The organism is Gardnerella piotii (assembly GCF_049815665.1).
Classification (GTDB): domain Bacteria; phylum Actinomycetota; class Actinomycetes; order Actinomycetales; family Bifidobacteriaceae; genus Bifidobacterium; species Bifidobacterium piotii.
The window spans coordinates 1,290,157-1,306,240 of record NZ_CP187450.1; the positions used below are offsets into that span (position 1 = coordinate 1,290,157).

The 16,084-nt window shown below is 45.3% G+C and carries 15 protein-coding genes; 7 read left to right on the forward strand and 8 right to left on the reverse strand.

Annotation, left to right across the window (positions count from 1 at the left end; translation table 11 throughout):
• Positions 1-11: 11 nt before the first annotated feature.
• From ACPEIW_RS05260 to ACPEIW_RS05270, 3 genes are all read right to left on the reverse strand, one after another.
• Entirely contained in the window at positions 12-875 is an 864-nt protein-coding gene (locus ACPEIW_RS05260) for an ABC transporter ATP-binding protein (protein WP_425663476.1), read from the reverse strand.
• Positions 876-1,611: 736 nt separating this feature from the next.
• Positions 1,612-2,838: a glycosyltransferase family 2 protein gene (locus ACPEIW_RS05265; protein WP_248899336.1), complete on the reverse strand. Its 1,227-nt coding sequence runs from the start codon at positions 2,836-2,838 to the stop codon at positions 1,612-1,614.
• Positions 2,835-4,490: an AI-2E family transporter gene (locus tag ACPEIW_RS05270; protein WP_425663478.1), complete on the reverse strand. Its 1,656-nt coding sequence runs from the start codon at positions 4,488-4,490 to the stop codon at positions 2,835-2,837. Before ACPEIW_RS05270 ends, ACPEIW_RS05265 begins: the two co-directional genes overlap by 4 nt.
• Before the next feature lie 123 nt (positions 4,491-4,613).
• On the opposite strand from ACPEIW_RS05270, the gene glnA reads away from it, so the two are divergent.
• Positions 4,614-6,050, forward strand: coding sequence for a type I glutamate--ammonia ligase (glnA, locus tag ACPEIW_RS05275; RefSeq protein WP_016636403.1), 1,437 nt, complete (start codon positions 4,614-4,616; stop codon positions 6,048-6,050).
• Positions 6,051-6,150: 100 nt separating this feature from the next.
• Here glnA and ACPEIW_RS05280 read toward each other — a convergent pair whose 3' ends face one another.
• The 5 genes from ACPEIW_RS05280 to infC form a co-directional block, all read right to left on the reverse strand.
• Positions 6,151-6,804 carry a peptide deformylase gene (locus tag ACPEIW_RS05280; protein WP_004130015.1) on the reverse strand — a complete coding sequence of 218 codons (654 nt, stop codon included), beginning with the start codon at positions 6,802-6,804 and terminating at the stop codon, positions 6,151-6,153.
• Positions 6,805-7,106: 302 nt separating this feature from the next.
• Positions 7,107-8,519, reverse strand: coding sequence for a phosphoglucosamine mutase (gene glmM, locus ACPEIW_RS05285; protein ID WP_004132710.1), 1,413 nt, complete (start codon positions 8,517-8,519; stop codon positions 7,107-7,109).
• Positions 8,520-8,761: 242 nt separating this feature from the next.
• Complete coding sequence (gene rplT / locus ACPEIW_RS05290) at positions 8,762-9,145, reverse strand: 50S ribosomal protein L20 (RefSeq protein ID WP_425663482.1); 384 nt, start codon at positions 9,143-9,145, stop codon at positions 8,762-8,764.
• A 54-nt stretch (positions 9,146-9,199) separates the two neighbouring features.
• Positions 9,200-9,394, reverse strand: a complete 195-nt coding sequence (gene rpmI, locus ACPEIW_RS05295) for a 50S ribosomal protein L35 (RefSeq protein ID WP_004132712.1) — start codon at positions 9,392-9,394, stop codon at positions 9,200-9,202.
• Positions 9,375-10,142 carry a translation initiation factor IF-3 gene (infC, locus tag ACPEIW_RS05300; protein ID WP_016636400.1) on the reverse strand — a complete coding sequence of 256 codons (768 nt, stop codon included), beginning with the start codon at positions 10,140-10,142 and terminating at the stop codon, positions 9,375-9,377. Before infC ends, rpmI begins: the two co-directional genes overlap by 20 nt.
• A 255-nt stretch (positions 10,143-10,397) precedes the next feature.
• On the opposite strand from infC, the gene ACPEIW_RS05305 reads away from it, so the two are divergent.
• The 6 genes from ACPEIW_RS05305 (at position 10,398) to ACPEIW_RS05330 (ending at position 16,021) form a co-directional block, all read left to right on the forward strand.
• Positions 10,398-11,135, forward strand: a complete 738-nt coding sequence (locus ACPEIW_RS05305; protein ID WP_425664436.1) for a thiamine diphosphokinase — start codon at positions 10,398-10,400, stop codon at positions 11,133-11,135.
• A gap of 198 nt (positions 11,136-11,333) precedes the next feature.
• Positions 11,334-12,389, forward strand: coding sequence for a type I glyceraldehyde-3-phosphate dehydrogenase (gene gap / locus ACPEIW_RS05310; RefSeq protein WP_004130004.1), 1,056 nt, complete (start codon positions 11,334-11,336; stop codon positions 12,387-12,389).
• A gap of 95 nt (positions 12,390-12,484) precedes the next feature.
• Entirely contained in the window at positions 12,485-12,985 is a 501-nt protein-coding gene (gene ybaK, locus ACPEIW_RS05315; protein ID WP_425663485.1) for a Cys-tRNA(Pro) deacylase, read from the forward strand.
• A 69-nt stretch (positions 12,986-13,054) separates the two neighbouring features.
• Positions 13,055-13,129, forward strand: coding sequence for a 50S ribosomal protein bL37 (locus tag ACPEIW_RS05320; RefSeq protein ID WP_369803150.1), 75 nt, complete (start codon positions 13,055-13,057; stop codon positions 13,127-13,129).
• 154 nt (positions 13,130-13,283) lie between these two features.
• Complete coding sequence (locus ACPEIW_RS05325; RefSeq protein WP_425663487.1) at positions 13,284-14,054, forward strand: exonuclease domain-containing protein; 771 nt, start codon at positions 13,284-13,286, stop codon at positions 14,052-14,054.
• 185 nt (positions 14,055-14,239) lie between these two features.
• Positions 14,240-16,021: a UDP-N-acetylmuramoyl-L-alanyl-D-glutamate--2,6-diaminopimelate ligase gene (locus tag ACPEIW_RS05330; RefSeq protein WP_425663489.1), complete on the forward strand. Its 1,782-nt coding sequence runs from the start codon at positions 14,240-14,242 to the stop codon at positions 16,019-16,021.
• Positions 16,022-16,084 lie beyond the last annotated feature (63 nt).

Consider the following 16,084-nt stretch of genomic DNA (forward strand, 5'->3'; position numbering starts at 1 on the left):
CCGCCTTTCGCTCACGCGTTGTGGTTGCTTGCGATTGGCGTTGCGTTATAAGACTCGCCGCCGTTAAGCCAATCAATGCGCGCAGCAGAATGACGTCCACCAACAAGCTCCATAAAGCGATCTTCAAGATCTTTGCCTTGAGCAACTTCTTCAAGCGTGCCAGAAGCTGCAACGTGGCCTTCGTTAATAATCGCAACATGCGAGCACATTTTTTCAACTAATTCCATAACGTGCGAAGAAATAATCACAGTGCCGCCAGTAGAAACATACTCGGCTAGAATATCCTTCAAATTTGCGCTAGAAACAGGGTCCACTGCCTCAAAAGGCTCGTCCAACACAAGCACGCGCGGGCTGTGAATCATTGCTGTTGCAAGGCAAATCTTCTTAGTCATACCAGTTGAATAGTCCGAAACCATAGTGTTTGCAGCTTCTGTTAAGTCGAAAGCAGAAAGCAAGTCGTTTGCGCGCTTTACGGATTCCGCGCGACTCATATCGCGAAGCATGCCAGCGTAAGTTAAAAGCTGAAGGCCAGTAATCGTCTTAAAAATCTCGTCTGCTTGAGGCATTAAACCGATTGCACGCTTAGCGCTATTTACGTCACTCCAAACATCGTTGCCAAAAATCGAAGCCGAGCCAGCATCTGGCATAAGCAAGCCCGTAAGCATCTTAATAGTAGTAGTTTTGCCAGCACCATTAGGGCCTACTAATCCATAGAAGGATCCTGCTGGAATATCTAGCGAAAGATTATCTACAGCAACTTTCTTGCCAAAAGTCTTAACAAATCCGCGAATAGAAACCGCAGGAACTTCTGCACTACTATCACTCGAATCGATCGAATAAGTGTTTGCACCAAAAACTGGAACAGAATCCACCATATAAACCTCGCAACATACAGATAAACGCACGTATTGCGCCACATTAATTGCGCAATCGCACGTTTACACCAAGAGCTCCATTATCTCATATCTTGCGTATAAACACACTACGAATTCGTTAGATTTGTATCACTCATAAGACATTTGTAACGTTTTTTAGCTGATTTTCGTTATATTTGCATCATCCGTGAGACATTTGTAACGTTTTTTAGCCTAAATTCGTTATATTTGCATCATTGATGAGACAAATCTAACGAATCTGAGACAAAGCGAAAAGGCAGGTCATGTCGTTCGCGCGGTCTAAGCGCGCGAACGTCTTCGCCACGCAGAAGCAGCGCTTCTGCCTTGAGTGGCTCAGCGAATCGAGGTGATTTCTCGCGCATTATGCAGCTCGAAATCGTCGATTCGCAGCATGAAATGGTGATTCGCTGAAGCAGCAAGAAAAATCGAGAATCTCAGGCGTTTAAGCAATACGCAATTGTTCAAGCATGCAAGAGGGCTGGGTGATTCTTGGTCGAACAGTATAAGAGCGGCAGCCGATACCAAACAATCCAATGACACACGCCTACAAACAAACTTAAACCAAAAACAAAATCAAAGCCAAAACGGAACAACCGCAACGCTAGACAACACGCAAGAGGCGGAGCGTTGTGAGACAAGAAACACCCAGCCCTCCTACACACCAAACAGGAAGTAGCGCAATACCAAACAAAGAATTTCGCGCGCTCGCTCCGATTTACCGCCCCGTGTGATGAATCGGCTTCCACTCGCTCTTAGAGAACACAGCTTGGAACGCAATCGGCACATACGAAAGCATAAAAATCGGGAAGCTAAGAACGTACGCAAAAAGCTCTTTGTTAGTAGCTCCAAGCTTATCGTGTTCTACAAGAATAGTAAGCGAAACAAACACCATCATACCCAAAACGCTTGTAACAGTAGTGGTTATAAAGCTAAGCGTTGAATCAATCTGACTTGCCCACGTAACAAATCCAAATGCTGCAAAGATAAATCCGAGTATAAGGCGAATAATCGCAAGCACCATAAACGGGCAAAGCATAAGCGTAAAATCAACCGACGAAAAATCGCGCTCGCGGATTCCGTGGCGTATAAGAGCCGCTCCGTAATAGCGAAATACTTGCAAAAAGCCCTTACTCCAGCGCAGCCTTTGCCTCCAGCTTTGCCTAAACGATACAGGCTGCTCGTCGTAAAGAACCGCCGACCCGCAATAGCCCACTTTGTCGCCGTGCAAAATCGAGTCCATTGTAAACTCAAGATCTTCGGTAAGCAGATGGAACTTCCACCCACGATTTCTGTGCATGATTTCGCGCGAAAACATGAATCCCGTTCCGCCTGCGTGGCAGCTAGATCCAAAAAGCATGCGCGAATTGTTAGTAAATCTCGATTCGCGTATAAACCACAATGCGGACCCAGAAGACACCCAATTATCCGATAAATTCACGGAATTTCTGTAGCTTGTTAAAATCTGATACCCTGCGTGGAATCCCTTGTTCATCTCTTCAAAATAGTGCAAATCAAGCTTATTGTCTGCGTCAAAAACAAAGTACGCGTCGTAATCTTTGTCTTTTCCAAGCTCCATTATGTGGTCCAAAAGGTAGCTAAGCGCGTAACCTTTGCCAATATGCTGCTTATCGAATCGCTCTATAACATTGCACCCATACTTTCTTCCAACTTGCGCCGTGCTGTCTGTGCAATTGTCGGCAACTAGCCAAATATCTATTAGCTGCTGGTTATAAGTCTGATGCTGTATGCACTCTATAAGATTTCCGATTACGGCTTCCTCGTTTCGTGCAGATATTAAAACCGCGTAATACTTGTCCATTGGAGCATTCGGAAATACCACTGGCTTTGCAACAAGCGACGCCACTGCGCAAACGCCTTGGTAAATAACGCTGCTCACGCCGATTATGATTACTAAAACGTCGAAAATAGACAAAAGAATCATTTATTCCACCCGCTTCGTGGATTTGTGTTTGTGTTCGATTTTTTGTTTTTACTTTCGTTTGGAATTGTAGCAGATTTATTTGCTTGCGACTTACCTTTCGACTTATCTTGCGACTTATCTTGCGACTTATCTTTAGCATTTGCATGCAACCCGTCGGCTGCTTGCGATTCGCGAGCCGCTTGCCCACTATCCAAATCCGCATTTTCCGCGCGCTTCTTAGCAATATCGCGATTAACTGCATCTAGAACATCGCGCGAAATCGCCATAGTAGCAATATATCCAGAATCTTCTTTAGAATTTTGACTTTCACTAGAATCACTAGAAGAATCACTAGAAGAAACATAGGCCTGCTTATACCAGTACATAATATCTTCATTAATCGAAACTCTAGAAGACGAGCCTTTCATAACTCGAAGAACCTTGTCTTTAACAGGCTTTACAAAACTATTACCAATCGCTTCAACACTTGTAACCATAATCGACTTGCGATTAGGCTTTGGATCGTTCATTAATGGAGAATCAACAAGTTTGTATTGCTTTGTGCAAACCTTAAGAATGGCTTGCAAGCTGGCAGTAACAGGAAGCGCCAAAAATGCGCCGAGCGCCCCAAAAACAGCACCCATTACCAACACCGACAAAAATGCTACAGCAGGATTTAGGTCCATTGTTTTTTCGGAAATCTTAGGAGAAATCACCATGTTTTCAATCTGCTGATAGATGGTAACAAAAACAAGAACAGCCAATGCCGCTGCAAAACCGTTGGAACTCCAAGCAAACACAATTGGTAAAGCTCCGCCCAAATACGTACCAATCGTAGGCACAAATTGCGAAACTATTCCGCAGAACAGCGCAAGCGGAAGCCAGTACGGAACTTTCATAAATATTAGGAAAATCGCAGTACCCGTTGCGTTAATCGCAGCCAAAATTGTGCGTGAGAACAAGAAGCTCGATATTTGCTCTTGAACAACCGACCATATAAACAAAAATCGCCTTTGAGACTTAGGATTTAGCAAACGGCAAACACTTCTACGCATTGCAGGACCAGCCGCCGAAATATAATAAGTAACCATCAAAATGGTAAGCAAATCAAGCAAAGCGGCCATCAAACCCCAGGTGGTGTTAAGTGCAAAACCGCCAAAATCCACAACCCACGATGTTTGAATGTTGCGCAAAATCTCCATTCCAAGCTGCTCGATATTTGGCATCTTAAATCCAGTGGAATTTAACACAAAATGCGCAAATTGGTTGTATAAATCAGGCAAACCAAGAACCATAGAAACAGCTTGTTGCACAAAAAGATTGCCGAAAAGAACAAGCAGCAAAATAATAACCGCAAGCAGCCCAACCAAGCTTGCCAAAGATGCAAAAGCCCTACTCCAACCGTGTTTTATAAGGCGCACAACAAGTGGCTCTATTGCCAACGCTATAAAAATGGAGATTACAACGTCGAAAATTATAAAAGCTATACTTCCCCACGCAAACCAAACAAAAATCGCAACAAACGCGGCGATTACCGCATACATAAGCGCGCGACTTAGCCAATCAGGAGGCCTGCGATTATCTCCCTTAGCTGGAAAAATCGAAGCTAAGTCGATTTTTGCGCTTGTGCCGTGGCTGTCCATACGGCTTTCGTAGTTTTCTTTATTTGTCATAAATTCCATTGTACTTTACAAAGCGTGTAACACAATCGTAACCAGATAGTCGAGTCGCTGAAATCCAAAATCATATACAACAATCTAAACTATTTACTGAGATTTTTATGAAAGGATCGTGGCATGACCACTTTGCAAACTAAAGAAGATGCCGAGGCTTTGATTAAGCAAGAAGGCATTGAGTACGTATCTGTTCGATTTACTGATTTGATTGGCGTTCAGCAGCATTTTACTGTGCCTGCAAGTGAGTTCTTAAACAGCGCATTTACAGATGGAATGGCCTTCGACGGCTCTTCTATGCAAGGATTCCAGGCTATTAACGAATCCGACATGAAGCTTATTCCAGACGTAGACACCGCATACATTGACCCATTCCGCAAGCACAAGACTTTGAACGTTGCTTTTTCGATTGTGGATCCTGTAACAGACGAGCCTTATTCTAGGGATCCTCGCCAAGTTGCAATTAAAGCCGAAGCCTACTTAAAGGCCACTGGCATTGCCGATACCGCAAGCTTTGCTCCAGAAGCAGAGTTCTTTATTTTCGACAAGGTTCGTTTTGCAAACGACATGCAGCGTTCCTTCTACGAGGTGGATTCTAACGAGGCTCCATGGAATTCTGGCATCGACACCGAAGACGATGGCAGCAATAACATTGGTTTTAAGAATCGCGTAAAGCATGGCTACTTCCCTGTGCCACCTGTTGATCACAACCAAGACTTGCGCGACGACATGGTTTACAATCTTCAAAAGGTTGGCTTGATTCTTGAGCGTTCCCACCACGAGGTTGGCGGCGCAGGTCAGCAGGAGATTAACTACCGTTACAACACGCTTGTTCACGCTGGCGACGACTTAATGAAGTACAAGTACGTTGTTCACGAGACTGCTGCTTTGGCTGGAAAGGCTGCAACGTTTATGCCTAAGCCAATTGCTGGAGATAACGGCACTGGCATGCACTGCCATCAGTCGCTTTGGAAGGACGGCAAGCCATTGTTCTATGCGGAAACTGGTTATGCTCAGCTTTCCGATATTGCACGCTGGTACATTGGCGGCTTGATTAAGCACGCGTCTTCTGTGCTTGCTTTTACAAATCCTTCGCTTAACTCTTACCACCGCCTTGTTCCAGGATACGAGGCTCCAGTCAACTTGGTTTACTCTGCTCGTAACCGTTCTGCAGCTATTCGTATTCCTCTTGCTGGCGAGTCTCCTGCTGCTAAGCGTATTGAGTTCCGCGCGCCAGATCCTTCTTGCAACCCATTCTTGGCATTCTCCGCTCAGCTGATGGCAGGCTTGGATGGCATTATGAACCACATTGAGCCTCCTGCTCCTGTTGATAAGGATTTGTACGAGCTTCCTCCAGAAGAGCACGACGGCATTAAGCAAGTTCCTTCTTCGCTTGGTGAGGCTTTGCAGGCTTTGGAAGAAGATCACGACTTCCTTATGCAAGGAGATGTATTTACTAGCGACTTGATTGAAACTTGGCTTAATCTAAAGCACGAAGAGATGGATATGGCTCGCTTGGCTCCAACGCCACTTGAGTACGAGCTTTACTTCCATATCTGATAGCAACTACGTAACAATGCGTAATAACTCGCGATAAGCGATAAGCAAATCCCCCGCAAGAAAACTTGTGGGGGATTTTATTTTGCATTCGTCTTTTATTTTAAATCGCAAAGCCTAGTGTTCTAGCAGCGTTTACAGGAACTGCCTCATCTGCCCAATAATCCTCAAGGTTTTCGTCGCTAGAAAGCGAGCGCATTTCTGCGCGATCAATGTAAAGCTCACCGCGTAAATGATCCGTCTCGTGCTGGAAGATTCGCGCTGGCCAACCGTGCAAACGCTGCGAATGTTGCTTTCCATCCTCGTCTTGCCAAGTGGCTTGAATGTCTAGCCAGCGCTGACGAACAGCTTGATACCCTGCAACACTTAAGCAGCCCTCATAGAAGCTGCGCGTTTGCGTGCCAATTGGCTCATAATGCGGGTTAATAATCGCCCTAAATGGCAATTCCGCAATATCTCTAGGGTCGTCTTCGTCATCCCTAACGTGATCTTCTACAACCGCAATCGCTAAGCCAAGACCGATTTGCGGAGCGGCCAAACCAACTCCTGGAGCGTCTAGCATAGTGCTGTGCATAAGCGAAATAAGCTTATTAAGCGTTGCGCGCGTAAGCTGACCATCGTAAGCAACCGTGCGCTGCCTTAAAACAGGCTCCCCTGCTTGAACAATCGACAAAACGCCATCTTCTGTAGCAGAATCCAAAAGGCGCTCTACTGCGCGGCTAAGCTTAGTGTCGACACTTGCGTGATGCGTAAACATAGGACTCCTTTACAAGGCGATTCTACAAAACTTCTAACTCTATAAGTCTAACTTTGACTATTGTTGATAAAACACGTACATCAACAACAATACCAAAAGAATCAGTATATCAAGATTATCCGCTTTTTGTAGCTGTAAACGGCGTGTCTAACAACAAAAAGCGGAAAACCACTCCGCACTTTGTACCAAATTTGAGCCAAATCACGTACAAAAAGCGGAAAAGATTGACGCACTTTGTACCAAATTTGAACCAAATCACGTACAAAGTCGGGAAAACTACATCTTAAGATTATCGTCGAGCGCTACAGCTTAAGATTATCCGTTACAACTTGTGCAAGTCGCGCGCAAACCTCATCTGCTTGCTCCTGCGTTGCAGCTTCGCACATAACGCGCACAAGTGGCTCCGTTCCGCTTGGTCGAAGAAGAACGCGCCCCGTGTCTCCCAAAAGCGCACTTTCCTTCTCTACAGCATTAAGAACAGCAGCATTAGTTTTAGCAGCCATCTTATCTACGTTTGGCACATTTACTAAGCATTGCGGAAGCTGTGGGAAGTCGGCAGCCATTTGTGAAAGCTTCTTGCCCTCTCGCACAACTTCTCGACACAACGTAAGCGCTGTAAGAGTGCCATCTCCCGTGGTTGCAAACTCGCGATTAATCACATGCCCCGACTGCTCGCCGCCAAGAGAATAATCGCCTCTAAGCATCTCTTCTAGAACGTAACGGTCTCCAACGCTTGTTTGAACAGTAGAGATGCCCATGTCTTTTAGCGCAAGCTTTAATCCAAGATTGCTCATTACAGTAACAACAAGAGTATTGTGATTCAGCTTGCCTTCGGCCTTCTTAGAACGCGCAAGAATGCCCATAATTTGGTCGCCATTAACCATGTTTCCGTTTTCGTCTACAGCCAAGCATCGGTCTGCATCTCCGTCGAAAGCTACTCCTAAATCGGCCTTAGACGCCTTAACCATAGCTTGCAACTGCTCGGGATGCGTGGAACCCGCGTGATCGTTAATGTTGTATCCGTCTGGAGAAGCGTTAATAACAATCACTTCTGCGCCAGCTCTGCGCAATGCTTCTGGAGCTACTACAGACGTTGCGCCATTTGCGCAATCTGCCACTACTCTAAGACCTGCAAGAGGCTTAGGACGAGTAGAAGACTCACTGCTTAAAGGCGCTACAGAAGAAACAAGATGATCAATGTAAAGATTCGTAGCTGTAGTGGTATCGTGACTGATTCGCCCAACACCGCTGCCCGTAGGACGCTGCCAATCCTTGCCTAAAACCGCCTCAATCTCGTCTTCTTTACTGTCTGGAAGCTTAAAACCACCGCGCGCAAAGAACTTGATTCCATTATCTGGCATTGGATTATGCGAAGCAGATATTACTGCACCCATCTCTACGTTTAGCACAGAAGTTAAAAAGGCCACGCCAGGAGTTGGGATTATGCCAGCGTCTATAACGTCAAATCCGCCTGCACTCATGCCTGCTGCCAAAGCGGATGCTAGGAAATCGCCAGAAACGCGAGTATCGCGACCAACCAGCGCCCTTCTCCTAGCGTGCATTTTCTTCCCTGTATCTTCGCTATTTGAATCACTGCTATGCGTTGCTTCTCCTAAAACGCGAACGGCAGCATCGCCTAAATCTAGCGCTAATTGCGCGGTTAAATCGCGATTGGCCAATCCCCTAACACCATCGGTACCGAACATATTTGGCATAATCAGACTCTTTCAATTAGATTTCAAAAAACACACTGTGCTCCATTTTACTCTGCAATGCGCTAGACGCGCCACAGTTTCACGCTACGACTTAAGCACTTAATAATTAAACACAAAACCAGGTTATGAACCTAATATATGCACAAAAACAATTAAGTCCGCCTAAAAAGACGGACTTAATATTTAATGCTATTTAATGCTTAAAGTGATTAAATCACTCAAATAAAGACTATAAACTAGAATCAGGCTTCTACTGGAGCATTAACATCTGCAGGCAAAGCAGCCTTAGCAGATTCAACGATTGCCTTAAAGGTCTCGACGTCGCTAACAGCAAGCTCTGCCAAAGCGCGGCGATCCAATTCGATGCCAGCTAAGCGCAAACCCTGAATAAAGCGGTTGTAGGTGATTCCTTCTGCGCGAACAGCAGCGTTAATGCGCTGAATCCACAACTTGCGGAAGTCGCCCTTGCGAGCCTTGCGGTCGCGGAAGTTATAAGTAAATGAGTGAAGCAGCTGTTCCTTTGCCTTGCGATAAAGGCGGGAACGCTGACCGCGATAACCCGAAGCCCTATCAAGAACAACGCGACGCTTCTTGTGAGCATTAACTGCGCGTTTTACTCGTGCCATAAGTATTCCTCAGCTTTCTTAAAAATTTTTAATTGCGTCTTCGTTTTACTGCACTTACTTAGTTAGCAAGCCCTTCAAATTCTTGCTCTGTGCTGTAGCTAAAACCTTATCTGCAGACAAAGCACGACGCTTACGAGCAGACTTATGCTCCAAGTTGTGGCGCATTGCGCTACCATCGTGCATTACCTTACCAGTGCCGGTGAGGCGAACGCGCTTGGACGCTGCGGAATTAGTTTTCATCTTCGGCATTGCTGCCCTCCTTATGATTCTGATCAGATTCTACAGAAGCTTTTGCGGACACATCGGCCGCTGCCTGAGCTCCTTGCTTTGCCGCAAGTCGTGCTGCTTGACGAGCTTGACGCTCTGCGCGCGATTCAGCGCCTCTACGACGCTGCTCAGACTGAGTATGAATCTTTTTACCCTTAGGCGCAAGAGTCATTATTATGTTACGACCCTCCTGCTTAGGGGCAAACTCCACGGTTCCACTTTCGGAAACCTCATCTGCAAGCCTACGCAATAACTCAACTCCGCCTACAGGCCTCGACTGTTCGCGGCCGCGCAGCATAATGGTGACTTTTACTTTGTCTCCACCATTTAGGAATCGAAGAACATGACCCTTCTTAACGTCGAAATCGTGATCGTCAATCTTGAGTCGGAAACGAATTTCCTTAATCTCGGCCGTACTTTGATTACGACGCGCTTCACGAGCCTTAATCTTCTCGTTGTACTTGTACTTACCGTAGTCAATAAGCTTGGCTACAGGAGGCTTAGCAGTAGGCGCAACCTCTACAAGATCGAGGTTTGCTTCCTTTGCTAGGTTCAACGCTACCGAGGTCGCAATAACACCCACCTGCTCGCCTTTCGGACCGATAAGGCGTACTTGTGAGACGCGAATCTCTTCGTTAATGCGTGGTTCGTCGCTAATGATGACTCCAATCCTTGTTAAAACAGTGGAACAGCGCACCAAAAGGTCAAAGATAAATTCAAGTTCAAACATCAATCAAATGCGCTCAAGAATAGCGCTATAGCAAGCATATTGCTACGTGACCGAAGTCATGAACCCGAAACCCTTTAGGCTTCCAGGTGGGATATACCACTTTCTTGATTACTCAAGCCAAATGTCTATTTTACTTGGAGGGTTGACAATAGTCAACCATGCTCAAAAATGCTAAACAAGTCGCATTAAATCTCAACAAATCGCAACAAAACACGCGATATAATCGCAATTCCGCGCGCGCGATATTATATGACTATGGAGCCTTTGAAGCGCTGCGTTGTTTTAGCAGCTGGAGATTATTACGACCATACGCGCGAACACGTTCCTGATCGCGCTTTAACTATTGCTGCAGATGGTGGCTGGGATCATGCGTGCAGGCTTGGTTTGCACGTTGATGCTCTAATTGGCGATTTTGACTCTGTGCGATTAAAGCTCCCAACAGACGCTGCGATTACGCGACTTCCTGCCGAAAAAGATGACCCTGATTTGCTTTCTGCTCTTAAAGTTGGATGGTCTAAAGGCTCTAGAGAATTCCATATTTTTGGCGGCTTAGGCGGCCGCGTTGATCACACGATTTCCAACATTCAGCTTATGGTTCGACTTGCCGTTAGAGGCGGAATTGGATTCTTGTATGGAGACGGCACGATTGTTACAGCAATTCACAACGGTTCCCTTGACTTTCCTGCGTCCAATGGGCCCGAAGGCCGCATGGTTTCTGTGTTCTCGCACACGCCTATTTCTAGCGATGTAAACGAGATTGGGCTTAAATATCAACTTCAGCACGAAACTATGTATGGCGATGCCGTTCAAGGCCTAAGCAACGAGTTGCTAAACGACACTCCTGCGCATATTGACGTTCACGAAGGCACTCTTGTAATCACATTCCCTATAGACGCTCCACTGCCGCAAGTTAGCTGGTTTAAGCGTCCAGTTGGCGATTTGGGAGATGTAAACGCTAGTGTGTCTAGCGCTCTAGCCGTTTTGCCAAAATAGTGCGAATAATCGCAAATACGCGATGCAGCAAGGCAAAATGTTCCACAAGTGTAATACAAAATGATGCACTAACGTAGTACATACCGCACATTAAAATGAACATGTTAGTTTAAATAACGAAGACCAAAAACGTATTGTTAAAAATCGCGAAAAATCGCAAAAACCGTGCGTTAAGGTTTCACTCAAGGGAGATCCCACATGACAGTCAAGATTGGTATTAACGGCTTTGGACGTATCGGCCGTTTGGCATTCCGTCGTATTTTTGAGCTTCAAGCTCGTGGCGGTCAAGCTGGCGATATTGAAGTCGCAGCCATCAACGATCTGACCACTCCTTCAATGCTTGCTTACTTGCTTAAGTACGACAGCACTCATGGCACTTTCCGCCACGACGATGGCACCCCAGTTGAGGTGACTTCCACCGAAGACGCAATCGTAGTAGATGGCAAGACTTACAAGGTTTACGCCGAAAAAGACGCAAACAACATTCCATGGGTTAAGAACGATGGTGTTGAGTTCGTGCTCGAGTGCACTGGTTTCTACACTTCTGCAGAAAAGTCCCAGGCTCACTTGAACGCTGGAGCTAAGAAGGTTCTTATCTCTGCTCCTGCTAAAGACGAAACCACCCCAACCGTTGTGTTTGGTGTAAACCAAGAGATCTTAAAGCCAACCGATAACATTGTGTCCGCTGGCTCTTGCACCACCAACTCCATGGCTGCAATGGTTAAGCTTTTGCAAGATAAGTGGGGCATTAAGTCTGGCTTTATGACCACTATCCACGCTTACACTGGCACTCAGATGATTCTCGACGGCCCACGCGGCTCCAAGCCACGCAACAACCGTTCTGCTGCTTGCAACACAATCGAGCACTCCACTGGTGCTGCTAAGGCAATCGGCAAGGTTGTTCCAGAGGTTAATGGCAAGCTTCAGGGTCATGCTCAGCGTATTCAGGTTCCAGATGGATCCGTTACCGAGTTGACTACTGTTCTCGAAAAGCCAGCAACCACCGAAGAAATCAACGAAGCCTTTAAGAAGGCATTTGAAAACTGCGATTACTTTGGTTACAACGCCGATAGCATTGTGTCTTCCGACATTATTGGCGATACCCACGGTGGCGTTTTCGATCCAACTCAAACCGACGTTAACACTGTTGACGGCGTAACCTTGGCTCGCACCGTTACCTTCTACGACAACGAGTACGGCTTTACTGCTAACATGATTCGCACATTGCTTTACTTTGCTGAGATTGCTGAGTAAAATTAGCGAAACAAATAAAGCTAAATAAAGCTACAAGCCCCTTGCGGTGACTCATCGCAGGGGGTTTTCGCAACGCATTGCACACGGGGGTAAAAATGGGCAAAAAACATGCTGCAACAGGCAAAGCAACGCCAGCAATCGCACAGCTAGAAAATGCTGGAATCACATTCCGTGTTGTTGACTACGAGCACGATGCAGATCACATGGATGACGGCTACGGCATGGAAGCAGCGCAAAAATTAGGCGTAAACGCAGAGCAAGTTTGCAAAACGCTTATGGTAGACACAGGCGAAAAGCGCGTAGTAGGTATTGTGCCAGTAAACGCTCGATTAAGCATGAAGGCGATTGCGAGCGCAGTGAATGCCAAAAAAGCCAGCATGACAAGCCCAGACGTAGCTCAACGAGAAAGTGGCTATGTTGTTGGAGGAATCAGCCCATTTGGTCAGCGCACTCATCACGAAACTGTGTTAGACGCTAGCGTTATTCACTTTGACGAGATTCTTGTTTCTGGAGGAAAACGCGGACTAGACGTTGTTCTAAATCCAAACGATTTGGTTAGCTTGCTTAACGCAACTGTGGCAAATATTCTAGCTTAAAGCTAGCAAACGTCGTGGCAACGTGCGATAATCCGTAAGGTTGTTCATTTTAATCGTTAGGAGTTTATTATGGGTATGCGTGGACGTAAGCGCAAGGCTCGCCGCAAAAAGGCAGCAAATCACGGCAAAAGGCCAAATGCTTAATGCAAATGCTTAATACGTTTGATTTGCGTATAAATTTGTAACTAAAAGCCCACGGATTTATTACCGTGGGTTTTTTGTTTACGTGATTTTTAATCAAACTACCAAACGACTCAAAACGCACGCAAGGGTCTTCGCTGCATTCTAGGATTATTGCATGGCAAAGAACATAGATGAGTTGCTAGAAGCACTAGAAAAAGCACCGCAGCAAGATAAAAACACAACATTGTGCAAATCAATGCTGCTTGGCTTCGACACAGAAACAACGGGCGCGATTATTGGCAGTGATTCAATATGCTCTGCAACGCTCGTTTTTAGAGACCCAGCGCGTGGGCGTAACAATGACGTTATTGCAACGTGGCTTGTAAACCCGCATAAGCAAATCAACCCTAAAGCAAGCGAAGTAAACGGCTTTACAAACGAGTTTTTGCAAGAAAACGGAGGCGAACCAACTCAAGAAATCGAATTACTTGGAAAAGCCATTAGCCTTGCACAAAGCAAGAATATTCCACTTCTTGCATACAATGCGCCTTTTGACGTTAAAATGCTAAATCATGATTTGCAAAGATGGAGTCTTGACTCTTTGCAAAATCGCCCAAAAAGCACAATTAATGGCGGCGAGATGCTTATTGTAGACCCGCTTGTTATAGATAGAGCCATTTCTAAGCGCACTGGCAAACGCACACTTACATACACAACGCAGTTTTATGGAGTAGAGCCAATTGGCAATTTTCACGATGCTACAGCAGATACAGTTGCTGCAGTTGATTTGATTGAGCCTATAAGCGAGTTGCACGAAAACGTTGCAAATCTTAAGCTATGCGAGATTATGGCTTGGCAGCGAGACGCTTACGCAAAGTGGAAATTAAGCTTTGATAGCTGGCTTAAGTCTAAAGGAAGACCAGCTAGCGAAGGAAACTGGCTGTGATTAATGGCGATTCTTGTGCAATTTGCGCATCTTGTGCATTTTTCGCATTTGGCAAAAGATGCACAAGATGAACGCGGAAAAATCGCAAGCAACCGCACGAATCAAATAATCACAACTAAAATAAAATCAACTAAAATAAAACGCAAATAACAAAAATAACACGGAAAATAACACGGAAAAGCGAAATGTCTTTACAAAAATTATCTCTAGACGAAGCATGCAATATTTTGTTGAAGCAAAATCTTTTGCGAGAAATAATACAAAATAAAAGCGCACAAAAACATGACGATTTAACGCACGAAAACGACCAAACTTGGTCAATCGATGCTAGCGATTTTAGTGCGCACTCAAAGCTGTACAGCCACATAACGTACGATTCGCGCGATATTAAGCCAAACACATTGCTTTTTATTAAGGGCAATTTTAAGCCAGAATATCTTAAAGACGCAGATAAAAATGGCTTAAACGCATACGTTGCTCAGGATTGCTACGCGGAATACACTAATGCGGTTGGGTTGATTGTAACAGACGTTCGTAAAGCTATGAGCGTGCTTTCGGCTGCGTTCTTTAACAATCCGCAAGAAAAGCTTACGACTATTGGCATTACGGGAACAAAAGGCAAAACAACCACAGCATACTTTACTCATGCTATTTTGAACGCACATTCTAATGGCAAAGCGGCGCTATTCTCTTCGGTAGACAATTGTTTAGATGGTAAAACATATGTTGAGTCGGACTTGACTACGCCAGAAAGCCTAGACGCGTTTAGAATGATGAGCCAGGCTGTAGAAAATGGCATGAAATACCTTGTTATGGAAGTTTCGTCGCAAGCGTACAAAGTCAACCGCGTGTATGGATTGCACTTTAATGTTGCGGCATTTTTGAACATTAGCCCAGATCACATAAGCCCAATCGAACACCCGACTTTTGAAGATTATTTGTATTGCAAGCGTCAAATCGTAAAAAATACGGATGCACTTGTGCTTAATGCGGATTGCGCGCATGCGGATTTGCTTCTTCAAGACGCAAAGCAAAATGGCGTAAAAGTCACGACTTTTTCCAGAATACACAAAGAAGAACTAGACGGAAACACTTGCAATTGCCCAGAATGCAGCGATTATTCCGATATTCACCCTTACGAAAACAGCGAAAAATACCCAGAGCTTGTTTTGCCAAGGTATGTAGCGATACCAGAGCCGCAAGGGTTGAAAGAATCGCAAGAATTACCAAGTTCGCAAGAGCATTGTATTGCGATTTTGGAAGGCGAAGCTAGCGAGTACGTAAATCAAGACATGCCTAATTACAGCGCTATAGACAAATTCAATCTAAAGATTGCTGGCGACTTTAACTACGAGAACGCATTGGCTGCGATTGCAATTGCACAAAACGCGCAACCAGATTTAATCAACAATGTTGAAGCTTTGCACGCGATTGAAAACGTTGAAATTCCAGGGCGCATGGAGATTTTTGAGGATCCAAAATCCAACACGATTGCAATCGTTGACTACGCGCATAATTACGTTTCTGTAAAGGCGCTACTGGACTTTGTTGAAGAAAGATACGCAAGCCAGAGTTTATACACTACTCTTGTTACGGGGTCTGCTGGAAACAAAGCTTACGACAGACGCAAAGAGATTGTTCAAGCTGCGCAAAATCGAATCGACGAGTTTGTGTTTACAATCGAAGACACAAACACCGAAGATCCAATGGATATTTGCAACGATATGCAATCTTGCATAACAATCCCAAGCGTTAAGTCGCAAATAATAATCGATAGAACGCAAGCGATTGAGCACAGCGTAAACGAAGCTAGAGAGCGCGGCGAGCACAGCAAACGCGATGAAGATAACGACTTATTAAGCGTAATCCTCATTATTGGAAAGGGCGACGAGCGCTGGATTAAGCACAACAACAAGCACGTTCCTTACGAAAGCGATTCGCTTGTTATTAAGCGCCTATTTAGCTAGTTTAGCTAAGCGCCTATTTAGCTAGCGGCTCTTTAGCTAAGCGCCTATTTAGCTAGCGGCTCT

Bases quoted from the DNA above. Each gene is read 5' to 3' on its own strand.
- gap (WP_004130004.1), top strand. From the start codon at position 11,334: ATGACAGTCAAGATTGGTATTAACGGCTTTGGACGTATCGGCCGTTTG.
- ybaK (WP_425663485.1), top strand. From the start codon at position 12,485: ATGGGCAAAAAACATGCTGCAACAGGCAAAGCAACGCCAGCAATCGCA.
- rplT (WP_425663482.1), bottom strand. From the start codon at position 9,145: ATGGCACGAGTAAAACGCGCAGTTAATGCTCACAAGAAGCGTCGCGTT.
- ACPEIW_RS05330 (WP_425663489.1), top strand. From the start codon at position 14,240: ATGTCTTTACAAAAATTATCTCTAGACGAAGCATGCAATATTTTGTTG.
- ACPEIW_RS05260 (WP_425663476.1), bottom strand. From the start codon at position 875: ATGGTGGATTCTGTTCCAGTTTTTGGTGCAAACACTTATTCGATCGAT.
- rpmI (WP_004132712.1), bottom strand. From the start codon at position 9,394: ATGCCGAAGATGAAAACTAATTCCGCAGCGTCCAAGCGCGTTCGCCTC.
- ACPEIW_RS05270 (WP_425663478.1), bottom strand. From the start codon at position 4,490: ATGACAAATAAAGAAAACTACGAAAGCCGTATGGACAGCCACGGCACA.
- ACPEIW_RS05280 (WP_004130015.1), bottom strand. From the start codon at position 6,804: ATGTTTACGCATCACGCAAGTGTCGACACTAAGCTTAGCCGCGCAGTA.
- ACPEIW_RS05305 (WP_425664436.1), top strand. From the start codon at position 10,398: ATGGAGCCTTTGAAGCGCTGCGTTGTTTTAGCAGCTGGAGATTATTAC.
- ACPEIW_RS05325 (WP_425663487.1), top strand. From the start codon at position 13,284: ATGGCAAAGAACATAGATGAGTTGCTAGAAGCACTAGAAAAAGCACCG.
- ACPEIW_RS05265 (WP_248899336.1), bottom strand. From the start codon at position 2,838: ATGATTCTTTTGTCTATTTTCGACGTTTTAGTAATCATAATCGGCGTG.
- infC (WP_016636400.1), bottom strand. From the start codon at position 10,142: ATGTTTGAACTTGAATTTATCTTTGACCTTTTGGTGCGCTGTTCCACT.
- glmM (WP_004132710.1), bottom strand. From the start codon at position 8,519: ATGCCAAATATGTTCGGTACCGATGGTGTTAGGGGATTGGCCAATCGC.
- glnA (WP_016636403.1), top strand. From the start codon at position 4,614: ATGACCACTTTGCAAACTAAAGAAGATGCCGAGGCTTTGATTAAGCAA.